Annotated in this window: 14 protein-coding genes; 10 read left to right on the top strand and 4 right to left on the bottom strand. The window is 68.7% G+C overall.

Annotation, left to right across the window (positions count from 1 at the left end; translation table 11 throughout):
- Positions 1-1,143: 1,143 nt before the first annotated feature.
- Both cobM and FB390_RS09980 read right to left on the bottom strand, forming a co-directional pair.
- Entirely contained in the window at positions 1,144-1,896 is a 753-nt protein-coding gene (gene cobM, locus FB390_RS09985; protein ID WP_141808708.1) for a precorrin-4 C(11)-methyltransferase, read from the bottom strand.
- A 31-nt stretch (positions 1,897-1,927) separates the two neighbouring features.
- Complete coding sequence (locus FB390_RS09980) at positions 1,928-2,353, bottom strand: PPOX class F420-dependent oxidoreductase (protein WP_141808707.1); 426 nt, start codon at positions 2,351-2,353, stop codon at positions 1,928-1,930.
- Positions 2,354-2,664: 311 nt separating this feature from the next.
- Here FB390_RS09980 and FB390_RS09975 point away from each other — a divergent pair, with 311 nt between their 5' ends.
- Positions 2,665-3,528, top strand: a complete 864-nt coding sequence (locus FB390_RS09975; RefSeq protein WP_141808706.1) for a hypothetical protein — start codon at positions 2,665-2,667, stop codon at positions 3,526-3,528.
- A gap of 30 nt (positions 3,529-3,558) precedes the next feature.
- On the opposite strand, the gene FB390_RS09970 is transcribed toward FB390_RS09975, so the two are convergent.
- Complete coding sequence (locus tag FB390_RS09970) at positions 3,559-4,485, bottom strand: LysR family transcriptional regulator (RefSeq protein WP_246123943.1); 927 nt, start codon at positions 4,483-4,485, stop codon at positions 3,559-3,561.
- Between the two features lie 102 nt (positions 4,486-4,587).
- Here FB390_RS09970 and FB390_RS09965 point away from each other — a divergent pair, with 102 nt between their 5' ends.
- A complete protein-coding gene (locus FB390_RS09965) occupies positions 4,588-5,985 on the top strand; it encodes an MFS transporter (RefSeq protein ID WP_425465856.1) in 1,398 nt (465 codons plus the stop codon).
- Entirely contained in the window at positions 5,982-6,728 is a 747-nt protein-coding gene (locus FB390_RS09960; RefSeq protein ID WP_141808703.1) for a 3-hydroxybutyrate dehydrogenase, read from the top strand. Before FB390_RS09965 ends, FB390_RS09960 begins: the two co-directional genes overlap by 4 nt.
- Positions 6,729-6,748: 20 nt before the next feature.
- Here the strand turns inward: FB390_RS09960 and FB390_RS09955 are convergent, their stop codons facing one another.
- Positions 6,749-7,351, bottom strand: a complete 603-nt coding sequence (locus FB390_RS09955; protein ID WP_141808702.1) for an SACE_7040 family transcriptional regulator — start codon at positions 7,349-7,351, stop codon at positions 6,749-6,751.
- Between the two features lie 89 nt (positions 7,352-7,440).
- Between FB390_RS09955 and FB390_RS09950 the strand changes: the two genes are divergently transcribed.
- From FB390_RS09950 to FB390_RS09920, 7 genes are all read left to right on the top strand, one after another.
- Entirely contained in the window at positions 7,441-9,033 is a 1,593-nt protein-coding gene (locus FB390_RS09950) for a carboxyl transferase domain-containing protein (protein WP_141808701.1), read from the top strand.
- Between the two features lie 5 nt (positions 9,034-9,038).
- Complete coding sequence (locus FB390_RS09945) at positions 9,039-11,078, top strand: acetyl/propionyl/methylcrotonyl-CoA carboxylase subunit alpha (protein WP_141808700.1); 2,040 nt, start codon at positions 9,039-9,041, stop codon at positions 11,076-11,078.
- Complete coding sequence (locus tag FB390_RS09940) at positions 11,075-12,235, top strand: acyl-CoA dehydrogenase family protein (protein WP_141808699.1); 1,161 nt, start codon at positions 11,075-11,077, stop codon at positions 12,233-12,235. Before FB390_RS09945 ends, FB390_RS09940 begins: the two co-directional genes overlap by 4 nt.
- On the top strand, positions 12,232-12,723 hold the full coding sequence (locus FB390_RS09935; RefSeq protein WP_141808698.1) for a MaoC family dehydratase: 492 nt from the start codon (positions 12,232-12,234) through the stop codon (positions 12,721-12,723). Before FB390_RS09940 ends, FB390_RS09935 begins: the two co-directional genes overlap by 4 nt.
- Positions 12,720-13,535, top strand: a complete 816-nt coding sequence (locus FB390_RS09930) for an HpcH/HpaI aldolase/citrate lyase family protein (RefSeq protein ID WP_141808697.1) — start codon at positions 12,720-12,722, stop codon at positions 13,533-13,535. Before FB390_RS09935 ends, FB390_RS09930 begins: the two co-directional genes overlap by 4 nt.
- Before the next feature lie 28 nt (positions 13,536-13,563).
- Positions 13,564-15,504 carry an acetoacetate--CoA ligase gene (locus FB390_RS09925; RefSeq protein ID WP_246123942.1) on the top strand — a complete coding sequence of 647 codons (1,941 nt, stop codon included), beginning with the start codon at positions 13,564-13,566 and terminating at the stop codon, positions 15,502-15,504.
- Between the two features lie 495 nt (positions 15,505-15,999).
- On the top strand, positions 16,000-17,247 hold the full coding sequence (locus FB390_RS09920) for a TetR/AcrR family transcriptional regulator (protein WP_141808695.1): 1,248 nt from the start codon (positions 16,000-16,002) through the stop codon (positions 17,245-17,247).
- Positions 17,248-17,422 lie beyond the last annotated feature (175 nt).

Here is a 17,422-nt window from a genome sequence, read left to right as displayed (position 1 = left end):
CCGTAACCTCGCTTCCGGAACACCACGCAAGCGCTCCCCGACGACACCCGGACAGGGCGCACACCTTTCACAGCGTGGCGCCTGCGTCCCCGGGTTCAGTTCTCATATCAATCAAGCAAAAAAGTTCACTGGCACTATCTGTCCAGTGGGCCGATCTTGTTACATGGGGCCGACCGCGCCCACTACCCACCGACCGGCCGAGCCGGGATGTTTCTCGCAGATCACCGGAACAATCTACCCGCGCCTACCCTCACCGACCAACCAAGATCCATAGCGTCGGAACATCACCGCTGGCAGGGCGTTCGGGTCGAGTTTGCTGAGTTCGGTGTAGCGGTTCTCACAGCGAGATGGCTCACGGCGCGAGAACCGGTCCGGCGGAGGACCGTTCCCCCACCCCATCCGGACCCACCTGTCGCGCAGTCCGCTTCGGCTCCGCTAACCGCGCCTACGGTGCCGTAGGTACTTTTCCGTCGGCTCGGCCGCGCCTAGTTGGTTGTCGGTACGTTCTGGGCCCAGCACGGTCGGGGCGGAGTAGCGGAGGGGTCGGGCGTGGGCATCCGGAGCCGTTGCAATGGGCTGCGAAATATGTTGTGGGGGCGGGTGATTGGCTCGAAAGTGATGAGACCGCGATGCGTCGGGTGGAGTCGGCGTGGACGGGTTCGGCGGATACGTTGCGGGGGTTGGATTCCGAGGCGACGCATGTGGTGAAGGCCGCGGTCTCGGCGTTGGATGGCGAGACCGGGGCGGCGTTGACGTCGCATTGGGAGAAGTTGGGTTGGGGTGCGGGGCAGCCGACCCAGCCGACCAGTCAAGAGAACCAGTCGCCGGACCAGTCCACGCCACACGAACCGTCCCGTCCCTCAGACGACCGCCTCCCGTCTACACCGTCGACTCCCGGAGGGACACTTCGTCTACACCGTCGACTCCGGGAACCACGACGCCGTCGAACCCCGCTACGACACCGTCCACCCCGACCGCGTCGAGCGAACGCGGTTCACGCACGTCCGATATCGGCCGCGCCGCCTCCCGCTTGGCCGCCCCGCGCCTACTTGGTGGCCGTCTTGGCTACCGACATCGTCAACCGCGCCGTGGACTGAACCGCCCGGACGTTGTGGACACCGAACGGTGACCGCGCGATCTTCGTTATACCGAGTGCCGGTCGCGTCCCGGGTCGTAGAGATGGGAACCGGTGCAGCTCAGAGCGGGTGTCAGGGCGCGGCCGACGAGGATGACGGCAGCCTGCCGTAGGTCTGCGGCTTCGACTTGGTCGGCGATGTCGGCGAGGGTGCCGCGCAGGACGAGCTGTTCGGGCTGGCTGGCCCGGTAGACGACGGCGGCGGGGCAGTCGGCTCCGTAATCGGCGACGAGTTCCTCGGCCAAGGTGCGGATGCGGGTGATGGCCAGGTGCAGGACGAGGGTCGCGCGGGTGTGGGCGAAGTTGGCCAGCGCCTCGGATTCCGGCATCGCGGTGGAACGGGCCTGGGTGCGGGTGAGCACGACCGATTGGACGAGCTCGGGGACGGTTAGTTCCGTGCCGAGCAGGGCGGCCGCGGCGGCGTAGGCGGGAACGCCAGGGGTGACGTCCCAGGGGATGCCGTGGGCGTCGAGGCGGCGGGTCTGTTCGGTGAGCGCCGAGTAGAGGGACGGGTCGCCGGAGCAGAGCCGGGCCACGTCGCGGCCGGATTCGTGGGCGCGTACCAGGTGGGCGGTGATCTGGTCGATGTCGAGGCGCTGGGTATCGATCAGTTCGGTGTCGGGCGCGCAGTGCGACAGCACCTCGGGGTCCAGGTAGGTGCCCGCGTAGAGACAGACCGGGGAGGTGCGCAGGAGGGTGACCGCTCGCACGGTCAGCAGGTCCGCGGCGCCCGGCCCGGCCCCGATGAAGTGCACGGTCATGCGGGTCAGTGTAGGTGGCGCGAAATCCGTATCAGGCCGTCGCGTCGAAGTGCGCGATCACCTTGGTCGGGCGCAGCCGGACCACGAGTTCCCCGGGCACTCCGTTGCGCTTCCCGAACTCCTCGGCCCGATCCGCACCCATGTACCGGCCACCGAGCGCCGTGGCGGTGCGCAGCAACTCGTCCGGGTCTTCGGACATCGTGACCACACCCTGAATCTGGATCGACGCGTACGGCGGCTCCTCCAGATCGACGCACAGCGCGACCCGGCCGTCGCGCGTGAACGCCTTGCCCTTGGCCGTGTTCTTCCCGGTGTTGAACACGATCTCCTCGCCCTCGACGAGAAACCACACCGGCGTGACGATCGGACGCCCGTCCGCCGCCACGAAGGCGACCTTGCCCGTCCGCGTGCCGTGGTTGAGAAATTCGCGCACCTTGGGATCCGACAGAGAGGTCATGCGCCCACCCTAACGGCCGCCGCCGGGCGAAGTCCTTCGTTAGCACGCGCATGCCGCAGGGAAGGGGGAGGTACGCCTGGGCGCAGGCACCGACAGGTTCCAGACAAGTGGGCACGCGTCCTCCGACCGCGCCTTCCGAGTGCCCGCGCGATCTCCGACCGGATTCAGCATCCGAGTCGAGCAGCGAACTTTCCACCACGGCCGTGCCCTTCCACGCGAACGAGGCCAGGGACGTAATCCACTCCAGCCCAGGGACTCCCAGCGATCACACGCCTCGAGAACCTGTCGGTGTGCGGTTATAGCCTGTGCGCATGCCGACCGCCCTGCACGAAGTAGTGATCGACCTGATCCGGCAACGCCCACGCCTTGCCGCCGAACTGCTCGGTTACGTGTCGGACGATCCGCTACCCGAATTCGACAACGCTCGTTTGGATTCCGGTGACTTCCCTGATATCGACCCGACCGAATACCGGGCGGACGCAGTGGTGGTGCTGGCATCCGGCACGGCACCGGTACTGGCCGTCATCGTCGAGGTCCAGCTACAACCGGATGCCGACAAGCAGTGGAGCTGGCCCGTCTACTTGACGACGCTGCGTGCCCGGCTGCGCTGCCGCACGGCGCTGCTGGTGATCTGCCCCACCGAACGCACGGCAGTCCGATGCCGCAGACCCATCGCGATCGCGCCCGGGTGCACGCTCAGCCCCCTCGTCGTCGGACCGAACGATATTCCCGCGGTCACCGACTCCGAGGCCGCCGCCGCCAATCCCGAGCTCGCCGTGCTGTCGGCGATCTCGTATCAGCGGCGGCCCGAACGCGATGCGATCCTCAAGACCCTGGTCGAGCACGTGCTCGACTCCCCGAACGGTGAAATGTATCTTGACCTGGTAGCCGCTGTCATGTCCCCGGCGGCCCGGCACTTCCTGGAGAGCCTCATGACGACCGACACGTACGAGTACAAGAGCGAGTTCGCCCGTCGGTACTACGCGCGCGGCGAAGCCCGCGGCGAGGCCCGCGGCGAAGCCCGGGCACTGCTGACAATGCTGCGGGCCCGACGCATCCGGATCCCGGAAGAAGCCGAAGCTCGCATCCGTGCGTGCACCGATGCGGATCTGCTGAACAGCTGGGTCGAACGTGCCGCCACCGCGAAGACGATGGACGAGGTGCTCGGACACTAGCGGCTTCCGGCGCGACCTTGGGATCAGTTCCTACCCGTCCTCTCCCAGCAGCATCCCCCGCTGCTCACGCACCCTTTCCCGAATCGCATCCACCACCGCCGCCACTTCCGGCCGTCGCAAGGTCTCGGTGCGCGTCACCAACCAGTACGCCAACTGCACCGAAACCTCGTCCCGCAGAACCCGCACCAGATCGTCGTGGCGGTCGGCCATGAAGCAGGGCAGTAGCCCGAGCCCCGCCGCCGCGCGCGTCGCCTCGACGTGCACGAAAACATTTGTGGAGGAGATGGATTCGCGCATGGAAGGGGCGAAGCTGGAGGCCAGGTCGAGGTCGTCGACTTGGAGCATGGAGTCGATGAAGTAGACCAGCGGATACCGGGCGAGATCATCGATATCGGAGGGAATTCCGTTCTCGCGCAAGTATTGTCGCGAGCCGTACAACCCCAGCCGATAGTCGGCGAGCCGAATCGCCTTGGCGCGGTGGACCTGTGGCTCGCCCACGACGACCTCGATGTCCAGTCCCGACCGCTGCTGGGAAGCGCGGCGGGTGGCGGTCACGATCTCGACCGCGATCTTCGGATGCCTGCGTTGCACCTGCGCCACCGCTGGCGCCGCGAGGTAGGCGCTGAATCCGTCGGTGGCCGAGATGCGCACGACGCCCTCGAGCGTCCGGTTGCCGGCCGGGTCCGCGGTGAGCGACTTGACCGCCGATTCGACGGCCTCGGCGGCGGCCAGCGCGTCGCGGCCGAGGTCGGTGAGTTCCCAGCCGCCGGTCACCCGGGTCAGTACGCGCCCGCCGAGGGTTTCCTCGAGCGCGGCGATGCGGCGGGAGATGGTGGTGTGGTTGATGCCGAGCTCGTCGGCGGCGGACACGAAGCGACCGGATCGGCCCACCGCGAGCAGCACCAGCAGGTCATCGGCGCTGGGACGGCGGCCGAATCCGGGAGAAGCCGGACTCATGTCTGCATCTTTGCAGATTGGTCGTGCACATCTGGTCATTGCCACCGACAGAGATCTGCACGAATACTCGTTCCCAGCCAAAGCGTGTGGGCCGCATCACAGATGAGGGGTGATGTGGTCACCGTCATGAAGGAGAGTTCGATGAGCGTGCGCGAAATCGCGACAGACAGCGATCCAAGTCCCACACCCGCAGGCCTACGGCGGGTGGTCTCCGCGTCGATGGCGGGCACGGTCGTCGAATGGTACGAGTTCTTCCTCTACGGCACGGCCGCCACGCTGGTGTTCAGCAAGGTGTTCTTCGCCAAGGGGACCAGCGACCTGGACGCGATTCTCGCCGCGTTCGTCACCTACGCGGTCGGCTTCGCCGCGCGACCGCTCGGCGGCATCGTCTTCGGACACTTCGGCGATCGCTACGGCCGCAAGAAGCTGCTGCAGTTCAGTCTGCTGCTGGTCGGCAGCGCGACGTTCCTCATGGGCTGTCTGCCAACCTTCGCGCAGATCGGCTACTGGGCGCCCGCGCTGCTGGTGACGCTGCGCTTCATCCAGGGCTTCGCGGTGGGCGGCGAATGGGGCGGCGCGGTGCTGCTCGTCGCCGAGCACAGCCCCAACCGCAGTCGCGGCTTCTGGGCGAGCTGGCCGCAAGCGGGCGTGCCCGCGGGCAATCTGCTGGCCACGGTCGTGCTGCTCGCGTTGACCTCGACGCTGTCGGACGCCGCGTTCCTGTCCTGGGGCTGGCGGGTCGCGTTCTGGCTGTCGGCGGTGGTGGTCCTGGTCGGCTACTACATCCGCACCAAGGTCACCGACGCGCCGATCTTCCTGGAGGCGCAGCGCGAGGCCGAACAGATCAAGGCGACCTCGTTCAGCGTGGTCGAGGTGCTGAAGCGTTATCCGCGAGGGGTTTTCACCGCGATGGGCCTGCGCTTCGGCGAGAACATCATGTACTACCTGGTGGTCACGTTCTCCATCACGTACCTGAAGGTGCACGTCGGCGCGGACACGAAGACCATCCTGTGGTGGCTGCTTGCGGCGCACGCGGTGCACTTCGCGGCGATCCCGTTGGCCGGGCACCTGTCCGACCGATTCGGCAGGCGGCCGGTGTACCTCGTCGGCGCGCTCACCGCGGGCACCTGGGGCTTCTTCGCCTTCCCGATGATGGACAGCGGAAACCACCTGGTCATCATGTCGGCGATCATCGTCGGGCTGGTCTTCCACGCGCTGATGTACGCGGCCCAGCCCGCGATCATGGCGGAGATGTTCCCCACCCGGATGCGCTATTCCGGTGTGTCCCTCGGCTATCAGGTCACCTCCATCGTGGCGGGCTCGCTCGCGCCGATCATCGCGGTCCGGCTGCTCGACAGCTTCGACTCCTCGGTGCCGATCGCGTGGTACCTGGCGGGCGCCGCGGCCGTCACGGCGGTGGCCGTGCTCTTCGCCAGGGAGACCCGCGGTCTCGACCTGCAGGCGGTCGACCGGGCCGACGCCGAGGTGACCGCTCGATGACCGACCTACTCGGACGGCGCGCCCTGGTCACCGGCGGCGCGAGCGGCATCGGCGCGGCCTGCGCGCGGGAACTCGCGGCGCGCGGCGCGGAGGTCACCGTGGCCGACATCGACGGCGACGGCGCACGGAAGCTGGCCGACGAGATCGGCGGAAAGCCGTGGCAGGTCGACCTTCTCGACGTCGCGGCGCTCGAAGACCTGCGCCTCGAGGTGGATGTGCTGGTGAACAACGCCGGAATCCAGCGCATCCATCCGATCGAGGACTTCCCGCCCGCGCAGTTCCGCGACATCCTCACCCTGATGGTCGAAGCGCCGTTCCTGCTCGTCCGCGCGGCGCTGCCGCACATGTACCGCAACGGTTTCGGGCGCATCGTCAACATCTCGTCGGTGCACGGGCTGCGCGCCTCGGCGTTCAAGGCCGCCTATGTGACGGCCAAGCACGGGCTGGAAGGGCTGTCCAAGGTCACCGCGCTCGAGGGCGGGCCGCACGGTGTGACCAGCAACTGCGTCGACCCGGGATACGTCCGGACACCGTTGGTGGACAAGCAGATCGCCGATCAGGCCAGAACACACGGCATCCCGGAACAGCAGGTGATCGAGAAGATCATGCTCACCGAGAGCGCCATCAAGCGTCTCGTCGAACCCGACGAGGTCGCGGCCCTGGTCGGCTGGCTCACCGGCCCGCACGCGGGCATGGTCACCGGCGCCTCCTACACCATGGACGGTGGGTGGAGCGCTCGATGAGGGCGTCGGTCCGCGCGGGATCAGCCGGTTCGGTTCAGCGCCGACAGCGCCATCTCGCGCAGGATCGGCCGCGCCTTGCTCGCGGTCGCGGGCGGCGCGCTGTGCGGGGTCGAGTTGAGCAGGCCGAACGCGGCGTGCGCCTGCACCCGCGCGCCCTCCTCGGGCAGCCGGGGATGCAGCTTGCGCAGCACCTCCACCCAGACCTCGACGTACTGGCGCTGGGTGCGCCGCAGCTCGCGCCGCGGTCCGGCGGGCACGTTGTCCAGGTCCCGGTCCTGGATGCGGATGAGCTCGGGCTCGCCGAACGCGAAGTCCAGGTGGAAGTCGACCAGACCTTCCAGCGCGGCCTCGGCGGAGTTCGCGCCGACCACGACGGCCCGGCCGCCCGCCAGCAGCCGCTGACTGACCCCGACCAGCAGCTCGACCAGCAGCGCCTCCTTGTTCGGGAAGTGCCGGTAGACCGCGGGGCCGCTGATGCCGACGGCCGCGCCGAGGTCGTCGAGCCGCACGCCGAGGAAGCCCCGCTCCGCGATGAGCCGCGCCCCCGCCTCCAGCAATTGCTTGCGCCGCTCCGCCTTCAGCTGCTCGCGGCGGGTGAGTGTCACAGCTTCCGTGCCGGTCACACCCGCTCCTTTCACCCGATCTGGACAACTCGGTTAATCGATATTAACCTGAATTCCAGTTATCGGCGACTAACTGGACGGCGGACGTGATGACGGTTACCCAAGAGGTCGGCAACCGCGCGGCGCATGAGGCGCTCACCAGCGACCTGCGCGCACGGCTGGCGGCGGCCGCGCTCGGCGGGCCCGCCAAGGCGCGCGAGCGGCATATCGCGCGCGGCAAGCTACTCCCCCGGCAGCGGGTGGATCAGCTGCTCGATCCCGGCAGCCCGTTCCTCGAGCTCTCCCCGCTCGCGGCGAACGGGATGTACGGCGACGAATGCCCCGGCGCGGGCGTCATCGCCGGGATCGGGCGGGTGTCGGGACGCGAGTGCGTGATCGTGGCCAACGACGCCACGGTCAAGGGCGGCACCTACTACCCGCTCTCGGTGAAGAAGCACCTGCGGGCGCAGGAGGTGGCGCTACAGAACCGGCTGCCTTGCCTGTACCTGGTCGACTCGGGCGGAGCGTTCCTGCCGCACCAGGACGAGGTGTTCCCCGATCGTGAGCACTTCGGCCGCATCTTCTACAACCAGGCGACCATGAGCGCCAAAGGCATCGCGCAGATCGCGGCCGTGCTCGGGTCCTGCACCGCGGGCGGCGCGTACGTGCCCGCGATGAGCGACGAGGCGGTGATCGTGCGCGACCAGGGCACGATCTTCCTCGGCGGCCCGCCGCTGGTGAAGGCGGCCACCGGCGAGGTGGTCACGGCCGAGGAACTGGGCGGCGGCGCGCTGCACTCGCGCACCTCCGGCGTCACCGATCACCTGGCCGAGGACGACCAGGACGCGCTGCGCATCGTGCGCCGCATCGTGGCCACTCTGGGCCCGCGACCGCAAAGCCCCTGGGAGATCACGGCTTCCAGGCCGCCCGCTCTTCCGGAGTCCGAGCTGTACGACGTGGTGCCTGTCGACCTGCGCACCCCCTACGACGTGCGCGAGGTCATCCACCGCATCGTGGACGGCGGCGACGGCGAGAGCGGATTCCACGAATTCAAGGCCGAATACGGCAAGACTCTCGTCACCGGCTTCGCGCGGATCCACGGCCACCCGGTGGGCATCGTCGCCAACAACGGCGTGCTGTTCAGCGAATCCGCCATGAAGGGCGCGCATTTCATCGAGCTGTGCGACAAGCGCGAGATCCCGCTGCTGTTCCTGCAGAACATCACCGGCTTCATGGTCGGGCGCGACTACGAGGCGGGCGGCATCGCCAAGCACGGCGCGAAGATGGTCACCGCGGTGGCCTGCGCGCGGGTGCCGAAGCTGACCGTCGTCATCGGCGGCTCCTACGGCGCGGGCAACTACTCGATGTGCGGGCGCGCGTATTCGCCGCGCTTCCTGTGGATGTGGCCGAACGCGCGGATCTCGGTGATGGGCGGCGAGCAGGCCGCCTCGGTGCTGGCCACCGTGCGCGGCGATCAGCTGGACAGCAGCGGGCAGCCCTGGTCGGCGGAGGATCAGGAGGCGTTCAAGGCGCCGATCCGTGAGCAGTACGAGCACCAGGGCAATCCGTACTATTCGACGGCCCGCCTCTGGGACGACGGGGTCATCGACCCCGCCGACACCAGAACCGTTCTCGGCCTCGCCCTCTCGGTTTGCGCCCAGGCGCCGCTCGAACCGGTTTCCTACGGCGTCTTCCGGATGTGATGACCATGCTGAACAAATCCCACCCCGTCGGTTTCGACACCGTGCTCGTCGCCAATCGCGGCGAGATCGCGGTGCGCGTCATCCGCACCCTGCGCGCCATGGGTATTCGCTCGGTCGCCGTCTACAGCGACGCCGACGCCGGGGCCAGGCACGTCGTCGAGGCGGACACCGCCGTACGGCTCGGCCCGGCGCCCGCCCGCGAGAGTTACCTGGACATCGACAAAGTCGTGGCGGCCGCGGTGCGCACCGGCGCGCAAGCCGTGCATCCCGGCTACGGATTCCTTTCGGAGAACGCCGCTTTCGCGGCCGCGCTGGCCGAGGCGGGCATCGTGTTCCTCGGTCCACCCGCCCGCGCCATCGAGATCATGGGCGACAAGATCGCCGCCAAGAACACGGTCGCGGCCTTCGACGTCCCGGTGGTCCCGGGCATCGCCAAGCCCGGCCTCACCGACGACGAGCTGATCGCCGCGGCCGCCGAGATCGGCTACCCGGTGCTGGTCAAGCCGTCGGCGGGCGGCGGAGGCAAGGGCATGCGCCTGGTCGAGGATCCGGCGCTGCTGCCCGCCGCGCTGGTCAGCGCGCGGCGCGAGGCGGGCGCGGCGTTCGGCGACGACACACTGTTCCTGGAGCGGTTCGTCACCCGGCCGCGCCACATCGAGGTGCAGATCCTGGCCGACCAATACGGCAACGTGCTGCACCTCGGCGAGCGCGAATGCAGCTTGCAGCGCAGGCACCAGAAGGTGATCGAGGAAGCGCCCTCCCCGCTGCTGGACGCGGACACCAGGGCGCGCATCGGCGCCGCCGCCTGCAACACCGCGCGCAGCGTGAACTACGTCGGCGCCGGCACGGTCGAGTTCATCGTCTCCGCCGACCGGCCGGACGAGTTCTTCTTCATGGAGATGAACACCAGGCTGCAGGTCGAGCATCCGGTCACCGAGCTGGTGACCGGCGTCGATCTGGTGGAGTGCCAGGTCAGGATCGCCGCGGGCCAGAAGATCGGCGCGCGCCAGGACGAGATCCGCCTCACCGGCCATGCCATCGAGGCGCGCGTCTACGCCGAGGACCCCGGCCGCGGATTCCTGCCCACCGGCGGCACCGTGCTGGAACTTGTGGAGCCGGAAGCCCCTGGCGTGCGGGTGGATTCGGGTCTGCGCGTCGGCACGGTGGTCGGCAGCGATTACGACCCGATGCTCTCCAAGGTCATCGCGCACGGCCCGGATCGCGCCGCCGCGCTCGGCGCGCTGGACCGCGCGCTGGCCGACACCGTGCTGCTCGGTGTCACGAGCAATGTCGAGTTCCTGCGCTTCCTGCTCGCCGACCCGGACGTGGCGGCGGGACGACTCGACACCGGCCTGCTCGACCGCAGGGTCGGCGATTTCCGGCCCGAGCCGGTGCGCGACGAGGAATTCGTCGTCGCGTCCGCCTACCACTGGCTGCGCCGCTGGCCCGCCGACGCGAACGATCCGTGGGACATCCCGTCCGGCTGGCGGGTCGGCGTCCACGCGCCGACGCCGATCCGGCTCGCGGGCGGCGACCGGACCGAGCACGTCTACCTCACCGGCCGCCCAGAAGCGGCTCGTGTCCAGGTCGGCGACGGCGAATCCCGCACGCTGTCGGCCTCTTTCGTGGCGGACACCGCGGAAAGCGGTGTGCTGACCCTGACCCTGGACGACGTGCGCCGCGACTACCGGGTGGCCGAGCACGACGGACAACTCTGGGTGGCGGGTCCCGCGGGCGTCTCGGTGCTGCGCGAGGTCGCCGAGGTCAACGTCCGAGGCGGCGGCGAACACGTCGGTGACGCCGAAATACGCAGTCCCATGCCGGGTTCGGTGATCGCCGTCCCGGTGACCTCCGGCGCGACGGTGGCGGCGGGCGCGCCCGTCGTCGTGGTCGAGGCGATGAAGATGGAGCACACGCTCACCGCGCCGGTCGCGGGCGTGGTCGAAGTGCTGGTCGAGCCGGGCGCCCAGGTGCGCCTCGACCAGCCGCTGGCTCGCATCGTCGCCGAATCGAATACCTCCGATCGAGAAGGAACTTCCGAATGACCGACTTCCTGTCCACCGGCACGCTGCCCGAGGACTACCGCGATCTGGCCCTGACGGTCCGCGATTTCGCCAAGCAGGTGGTCGCTCCCGTCGCCGCCGAGCACGACGCCAACCACACCTTCCCGTACGAGGTCGTCTCGGGCATGGCCGATATGGGCCTGTTCGGCCTGCCCTTCCCGGAGGAGTACGGCGGCATGGGCGGCGACTACTTCGCGCTGTGCCTCGCGCTCGAGGAACTCGGCAAGGTCGACCAGAGCGTCGCCATCACGCTGGAAGCGGGCGTCTCGCTCGGCGCCATGCCGATCTACCGCTTCGGCGACGACAAGCAGAAGCAGGAGTGGCTGCCGCAGCTGACCAGCGGACGCTCCCTCGCGGCGTTCGGGCTCACCGAGCCGGACGCGGGCAGCGACGCGGGCGGCACCACCACGAAGGCCGTGCTGGACGACGGCACGTGGATCATCAACGGCCGCAAGCAGTTCATCACCAACTCCGGCACGAACATCACCAAGCTCGTCACGGTGACCGCGGTGACCGGCACGACCGGCGGCAAGAAGGAGATCTCCACCATCCTGGTGCCGACCGACACCCCCGGCTTCGTCGCCGAGCCCGCCTACAACAAGGTCGGCTGGAACGCCTCGGACACCCACCCGCTGAGCCTCACCGACGTGCGCGTCCCCGCGGAGAACCTGCTCGGCGAGCGCGGCCGCGGCTACGCCAACTTCCTGCGCATCCTGGACGAGGGCCGGATCGCGATCGCCGCGCTGTCGGTGGGCGCGGCCCAGGGCTGCGTCGACGAGAGCGTGCGCTACGCCAAGGAACGGCTCGCGTTCGGCCAACCCATCGGCCGCAACCAGGCCATCGCGTTCAAGATCGCCCGCATGGAGACCCGCGCGCACGCCGCGCGCACCGCCTACTACGACGCCGCGGCGCTGATGCTCGCGGGCAAGCCGTTCAAGAAGCAGGCCTCCATCGCCAAGCTGGTGGCCAGCGAGGCCGCGATGGACAACGCCCGCGACGCCACCCAGATCTTCGGTGGCAACGGCTTCATGAACGAATACGCTGTGGCCAGGCATTACCGCGACAGCAAGATCCTGGAAATCGGCGAGGGCACGACGGAGGTGCAGCTGATGCTGATCGGACGGGAGTTGGGTCTGTGACGGAACCCGGCGGGCGTCGAATCGTCCAGCGCGGCTTGTGGTTCGAGGAGTTCGAGACCGGCGTCGTCTACGAACACCGGCCCGGTCGCACCATTACCGAGGCCGACAACGTCCTGTTCACCACGCTGACCATGAACACCCAGGCGCTGCACCTGGACGCGGCGTTCAGCGACGCGCTGCCGCCGTTCAACAAGCGACTGGTGAACTCCATGTTCACCCTGTCCACCCTGGTCGGGCTCTCGGTCGCGCAGCTGACCCAGGGCACCATCGTGGCGAACCTCGGCTTCTCCGAGATCAACTTCCCGCACCCGGTGTTCCACGGCGACACGATGTACGCCGAGACGGTGGTCACCGACAAGCGCGAGTCCAAGTCCCGGCCGGGCGAGGGCATCGTGACCTTCGCCCACACCGGGCGCAACCAGCACGGCGACGTGATCGCGACGGCCACCCGCAAGACGCTGGTGCGTATGGCGCCGGAGCAGGCATGACGTGGCAGATGGCGGGACCGGGCTGGTTGTTCTGCCCCGCCGACCGACCCGAACGCTTCGCGAAGGCGGCCGCGGCCGCCGACGTGGTGATCCTCGATCTGGAGGACGGCGTCGCCGCAGGTGACAAGGCCGGGGCACGCGCGGCCCTGATCGCGTCCCCGCTCGACCCGGAGACCACCGTGGTGCGGGTCAACGCGGCGGGCACCGACGAGCACGAGCTGGATCTCGCCGCCTTGGCCGAGACCGAATACCGCCGCGTCATGCTGCCGAAAACCGAATCGGCCGAACAGATCATCGCGCTGTCCGGCTACGAGGTGATCGCGCTCGTCGAATCGCCGCTCGGCGCGCTGACCATCGGGCAAGCGGTCACGGCGCGCAACGCGATCGGCGTCATGTGGGGCGCGGAGGACCTGATCGCGGGGCTTGGCGGCACCGCGAGCAGGCACGCCGACGGCGGCTACCGCGACGTGGCGCGGCACGTGCGCTCCAGCGCGCTGCTCGCCGCCAAGGCCTACGGCAAGTTCGCCCTCGACTCGGTGTATCTGAACATCCGCGATCTCGACGGCCTGCGGGCCGAGACCGACGACGCGGTGGCCATCGGCTTCGACGCGAAGGTCGCGATCCATCCCAGTCAGGTGCCGGTGATCCGCGCGTCCTACGCGCCCGCGGACGACGAAATCGCCTGGGCGAGGCGAGTACTCGACGAGGTGCCCAAGCACCGCGGCGTCTTCGCCTTCGAGGGCCGGATGGTCGACGCCCCGGTGCTGCGGCATGCCGAACAGATCGTGCGGCGCGCGCACGGCAACAACTGATCCACCCCACGAGCCAGGAGGTATTGCGGTGCAACCACAGTGGGTGCCGACCGAACGGGACATCGCCGACGCCAAGGTGACCGATTTCGCACGATTCGTCGCCGCGCGCACCGGCGTCGCCACGTCGGACTACCACTCGCTGTGGCAGTGGTCGGTGGACGACCTGGCCGGTTTCTGGCGGGCGGTGTGGGAGTACTTCGAGCTCGGCGAGATCGACGGCGAGGTACTGGCGAGCACGGAAATGCCGGGAGCTCAATGGTTTCCGGGCACCAAGCTGAACTACGTCGACCAGGTCGTGCGCCAGGCCCGCACCGACCGCCCCGCCATCCTGGCCGTCGGCGAGGACGAGCCGACCCGCGAGGTGTCCTGGGTCGAGCTGATCGACGCCACCGCCGCCTTCGCGAGCACCCTGCGCGGGCTGGGCGTCCAGCCGGGCGACCGGGTCGTCGGCTACCTGCCGAACATCCCCGAGGCGGTGATCGCCTTCCTGGCGACCGCGAGCCTCGGCGCGATCTGGAGCGCGTGCGGGCAGGACTACTCGCCGAAGGCCGCACTCGACCGCCTCGGGCAGCTGGAGCCGACGGTCCTCGTCACGGCCGACGGCTACCGTTTCGGCGGTAAGGCGCACGACAAGCGCGCCGACATCGCCGCGCTCCAAGCGGGTTTCGGGTCGCTGCGCGCGACGGTCGCGGTCTCGCGGCTCGGCCTCGAGGTCCCGGACGCCATGCCGTGGGCGGAGGCGGTCGGCACCGACAACGCCGGGGCCGTCATCGAGACCGAGACCGTGGATTTCGACCACCCGCTGTGGATCGTCTTCTCCTCCGGCACCACCGGCCTGCCGAAGGGCATCGTGCACGGCCACGGCGGCGTGCTACTCGAGCACCTGAAAGCCATCGCGCTGCAATCCGATATCGGCGCCGACGACACCTTCTTCTGGTACACCAGCCCGAGCTGGATGATGTGGAACTTCCAGATCGCGGGCCTGCTGGTTGGCGCGACGATCGTCTGCTACGACGGCAGTCCGACCTATCCCGCGCCGGATGCCCTGTGGCGCATCGCCGCCGAGACCCGCGCGACCGTGGTGGGGACCAGTCCCGGCTACGTGCTGGCCTGCATCAAGGCGGGCGTCGTGCCGCGCGACGAGCACGACCTCTCGGCGCTGCGCACGGTCGGCATCACCGGTTCGGCGCTGCCGCCCTCCTCGGCATTGTGGTTGCGCGACAACGTCGGCGAGCACGTTCCGGTGTCCTCCATCAGCGGCGGCACCGACGTGGTCTCGGCATTCATCGGCGGTGTGCGCACCGTGCCGGTCTGGCCGGGTGAGCTCTCGGCGCCGTATCTCGGCGTCGCGCTCGACGCGTTCGACACGGCGGGCAAGCCCGTGCGCGGCGAGGTCGGGGAACTGGTGATCACCGCGCCGATGCCGTCCATGCCGGTGAGCTTCTGGCGCGATCCGGACGGAAAGCGTTACCACGACGCCTATTTCGACATGTTCCCCCGTGTCTGGCGGCACGGCGACTGGATCACCATCACCGAGCACGGCAGCATCGTCGTGCACGGCCGCTCGGATTCGACTTTGAACCGGCACGGCATCCGGATGGGCAGCGCGGACATCTACCAGTCCGTCGAGCGGCTGCCGGAGATCACCGAGGCGCTGGTGATCGGCGCGGAACAGCCCGACGGCGGATACTGGATGCCGCTGTTCGTCGTCCTCGCGCCCGGCGCCGAGCTGACCGACGAACTGCGCGAGCGCATCAGCTCCACCATCCGCACCGAGGTCTCGCCACGGCACGTGCCCGACGAGATCCTTGTCGCGCCCGGCATCCCGCACACCCGCACCGGCAAGAAGCTCGAGGTGCCGATCAAGAAGCTGTTCCAGGGCGCCGAGGCCGCGCGCGTGGTGGAGCGCAGCGCGGTCGACGACCCGGACTTGCTGGACTGGTACGCGAAGATCCGTCCCGCGCGCTGAACGTTTCAGCGTCGGTTCTCTCGGTACCAGCCCTGCCAGTTGCCCGTCTTGTCGCCGGCCACCAGCAGAATGGCCCGCCGTACGAGCGCTGTGCCGCCCATTCGCCCGAATCCCCGACACGGGCCTGGCCCAGGCACACATTCCCGTACTCGGACCATACGACTCGTAGTGAATCGAAAATCAGCTGTGCCGATCGTTGTGAACAGGCAACTTAGCCGTGTATGTTTATCGCCATTCGGCCATCGATACAGACCGGCTGCTGGTCCCCCCAGTGCGGACGGTTCGATCGCCGATCTCCGAACGGTTCGGCGCGGCGCATCCCGCCTCGCCGGCGCGGCGAACCGAACGGCGAACCGCGTGGTCCCGAGGCGACTGAACCTCGGGACCACGCGGAACGGGCCGACGCACTGGGTCGCGCACAGACCTCTCGCCCCGTTCGACGCAGCCGCGACCTGGGCAAATCACGGCGGGCGTGAAGTCGTTACGATGTCCGGCATGAGTGTCGACAATCGCCGTACGGCGCGAAAGGCAGTCAGCGGCGACTCGGCACCACGGGAGATCAAGCGGCGGCCGAAGAATCGGCGCGCGCAGATCGCCGCGGCGTCCGCAGCCGCCTTCGGCGCCCTCGGCTATCACGGCGTGAGCATGGAGGACATCGCCTCCGGGCTCGGGATCAGCTCGGCCGCGCTGTATCGGCACTATCCGAGCAAGTACGCGCTGTTCCGGGAGGAGCTGCTGCGGGTCGGCCGGGCGATGACCGAGTCGGTCCGGCTGCCCGACGACGCCGCCGAGCTCTCCCCCGAGCAGCGACTGCACCGGGTGCTCGACGCGCTGATCGGCGCCACCATCGAGAACCGCCCGAGCGTCACGCTGGTGCGCTGGGAGGGCCGCTACCTGGAGCCGGAGGACCAGCGAACGCTGGCCGAGCAGCAGGCCACCGTGCTCGACGCGCTCGGCACCGAATTGCGTGGGCTGCGCCCCGAACTCGGCGAGGACGACGTCCGGGTACTGCGCACCGCACTGCTGAGCGCCATCACGAGCATCGCCGATCACCACGCCTCGCTGCCCGCGAAATCCCTTGCCCGGCTGCTCGACTCGGCCTGCTGGTCGCTGGCGAACACCGAGCTGCCGCCCGCCGCGGCGGAACCGGAGCCCATGGCGGCGGTGGAGATCCCCGAGTCGTTCAAGCACGAGCTGTTGCTGCACAAGGCGGTCGAGCTCTTCCACGATCGCGGCTATCCCAATGTGAGCGTCGAGGAGATCGCCAGCGCCGCAGGGCTTTCCGCAGCGTCGGCGGTCTACCGCTTCTACCGCGGCAAGAGCGATCTGCTGGCCGCCGCGTTCCGCAGAGCCGCCGAACGCGTGTCGGCCGCGATCGGCCCCGCCGTCGCCGCGTCCGACGGACCGGAAGCCGCGCTCACCACACTGATCGAGTACTACGTCTCGGGATCTTTCGCCGAGCGCGCCCTCACCTTCGTGTATTTCACGGAGTTCCAACACGTTCCGGCCGAGGAACGCACCGTGCTGCGCAACATCCAACGGCTCAGCGTCGAGGAGTGGGCCAAGCTGCTGCGCGAGGTGCGACCGGAGCTCTCGCCCGCCGAGGCGCGCTTCCTGATCCACGCGGCCTTCGCGCTCGTCATCGATCTCGGCCGCGCGTTCGACAACGACCCGATCGCCGCGCAGGACCGGGTGCGACTGCTGATGCAAGTCGTGTTGTTCGGCCGTCCGGCGCAGGGCTGAAGACCACCGCACGCAAGGGTCCGAGCGTCGAGCCTTGGCCCAGCAATGTTACCGAGCATTCTGGTCCGCGTCGGTATAATCGCCCCCGTTACACCCTTTGTTACTGCTTGTTTGTGATCAATCATTCAGTTTGATTCCGGCCTGGGAAAGCCAGCTTTACCGAGCATCCGTTTGG

The organism is Nocardia bhagyanarayanae (assembly GCF_006716565.1).
Classification (GTDB): Bacteria; Actinomycetota; Actinomycetes; order Mycobacteriales; family Mycobacteriaceae; genus Nocardia; species Nocardia bhagyanarayanae.
The sequence above is the reverse complement of the archived record's forward strand: the minus strand, read 5'-3'. Positions and strand labels throughout refer to the sequence as shown.

Coding starts and splice junctions, on each gene's coding strand:
- cobM (WP_141808708.1), bottom strand. CDS start 1,896: ATGACCGTGCACTTCATCGGGGCCGGGCCGGGCGCCGCGGACCTGCTG.
- FB390_RS09980 (WP_141808707.1), bottom strand. CDS start 2,353: ATGACCTCTCTGTCGGATCCCAAGGTGCGCGAATTTCTCAACCACGGC.
- FB390_RS09975 (WP_141808706.1), top strand. CDS start 2,665: ATGCCGACCGCCCTGCACGAAGTAGTGATCGACCTGATCCGGCAACGC.
- FB390_RS09970 (WP_246123943.1), bottom strand. CDS start 4,485: ATGAGTCCGGCTTCTCCCGGATTCGGCCGCCGTCCCAGCGCCGATGAC.
- FB390_RS09965 (WP_425465856.1), top strand. CDS start 4,588: ATGAGGGGTGATGTGGTCACCGTCATGAAGGAGAGTTCGATGAGCGTG.
- FB390_RS09960 (WP_141808703.1), top strand. CDS start 5,982: ATGACCGACCTACTCGGACGGCGCGCCCTGGTCACCGGCGGCGCGAGC.
- FB390_RS09950 (WP_141808701.1), top strand. CDS start 7,441: ATGACGGTTACCCAAGAGGTCGGCAACCGCGCGGCGCATGAGGCGCTC.
- FB390_RS09945 (WP_141808700.1), top strand. CDS start 9,039: ATGCTGAACAAATCCCACCCCGTCGGTTTCGACACCGTGCTCGTCGCC.
- FB390_RS09940 (WP_141808699.1), top strand. CDS start 11,075: ATGACCGACTTCCTGTCCACCGGCACGCTGCCCGAGGACTACCGCGAT.
- FB390_RS09930 (WP_141808697.1), top strand. CDS start 12,720: ATGACGTGGCAGATGGCGGGACCGGGCTGGTTGTTCTGCCCCGCCGAC.
- FB390_RS09920 (WP_141808695.1), top strand. CDS start 16,000: ATGAGTGTCGACAATCGCCGTACGGCGCGAAAGGCAGTCAGCGGCGAC.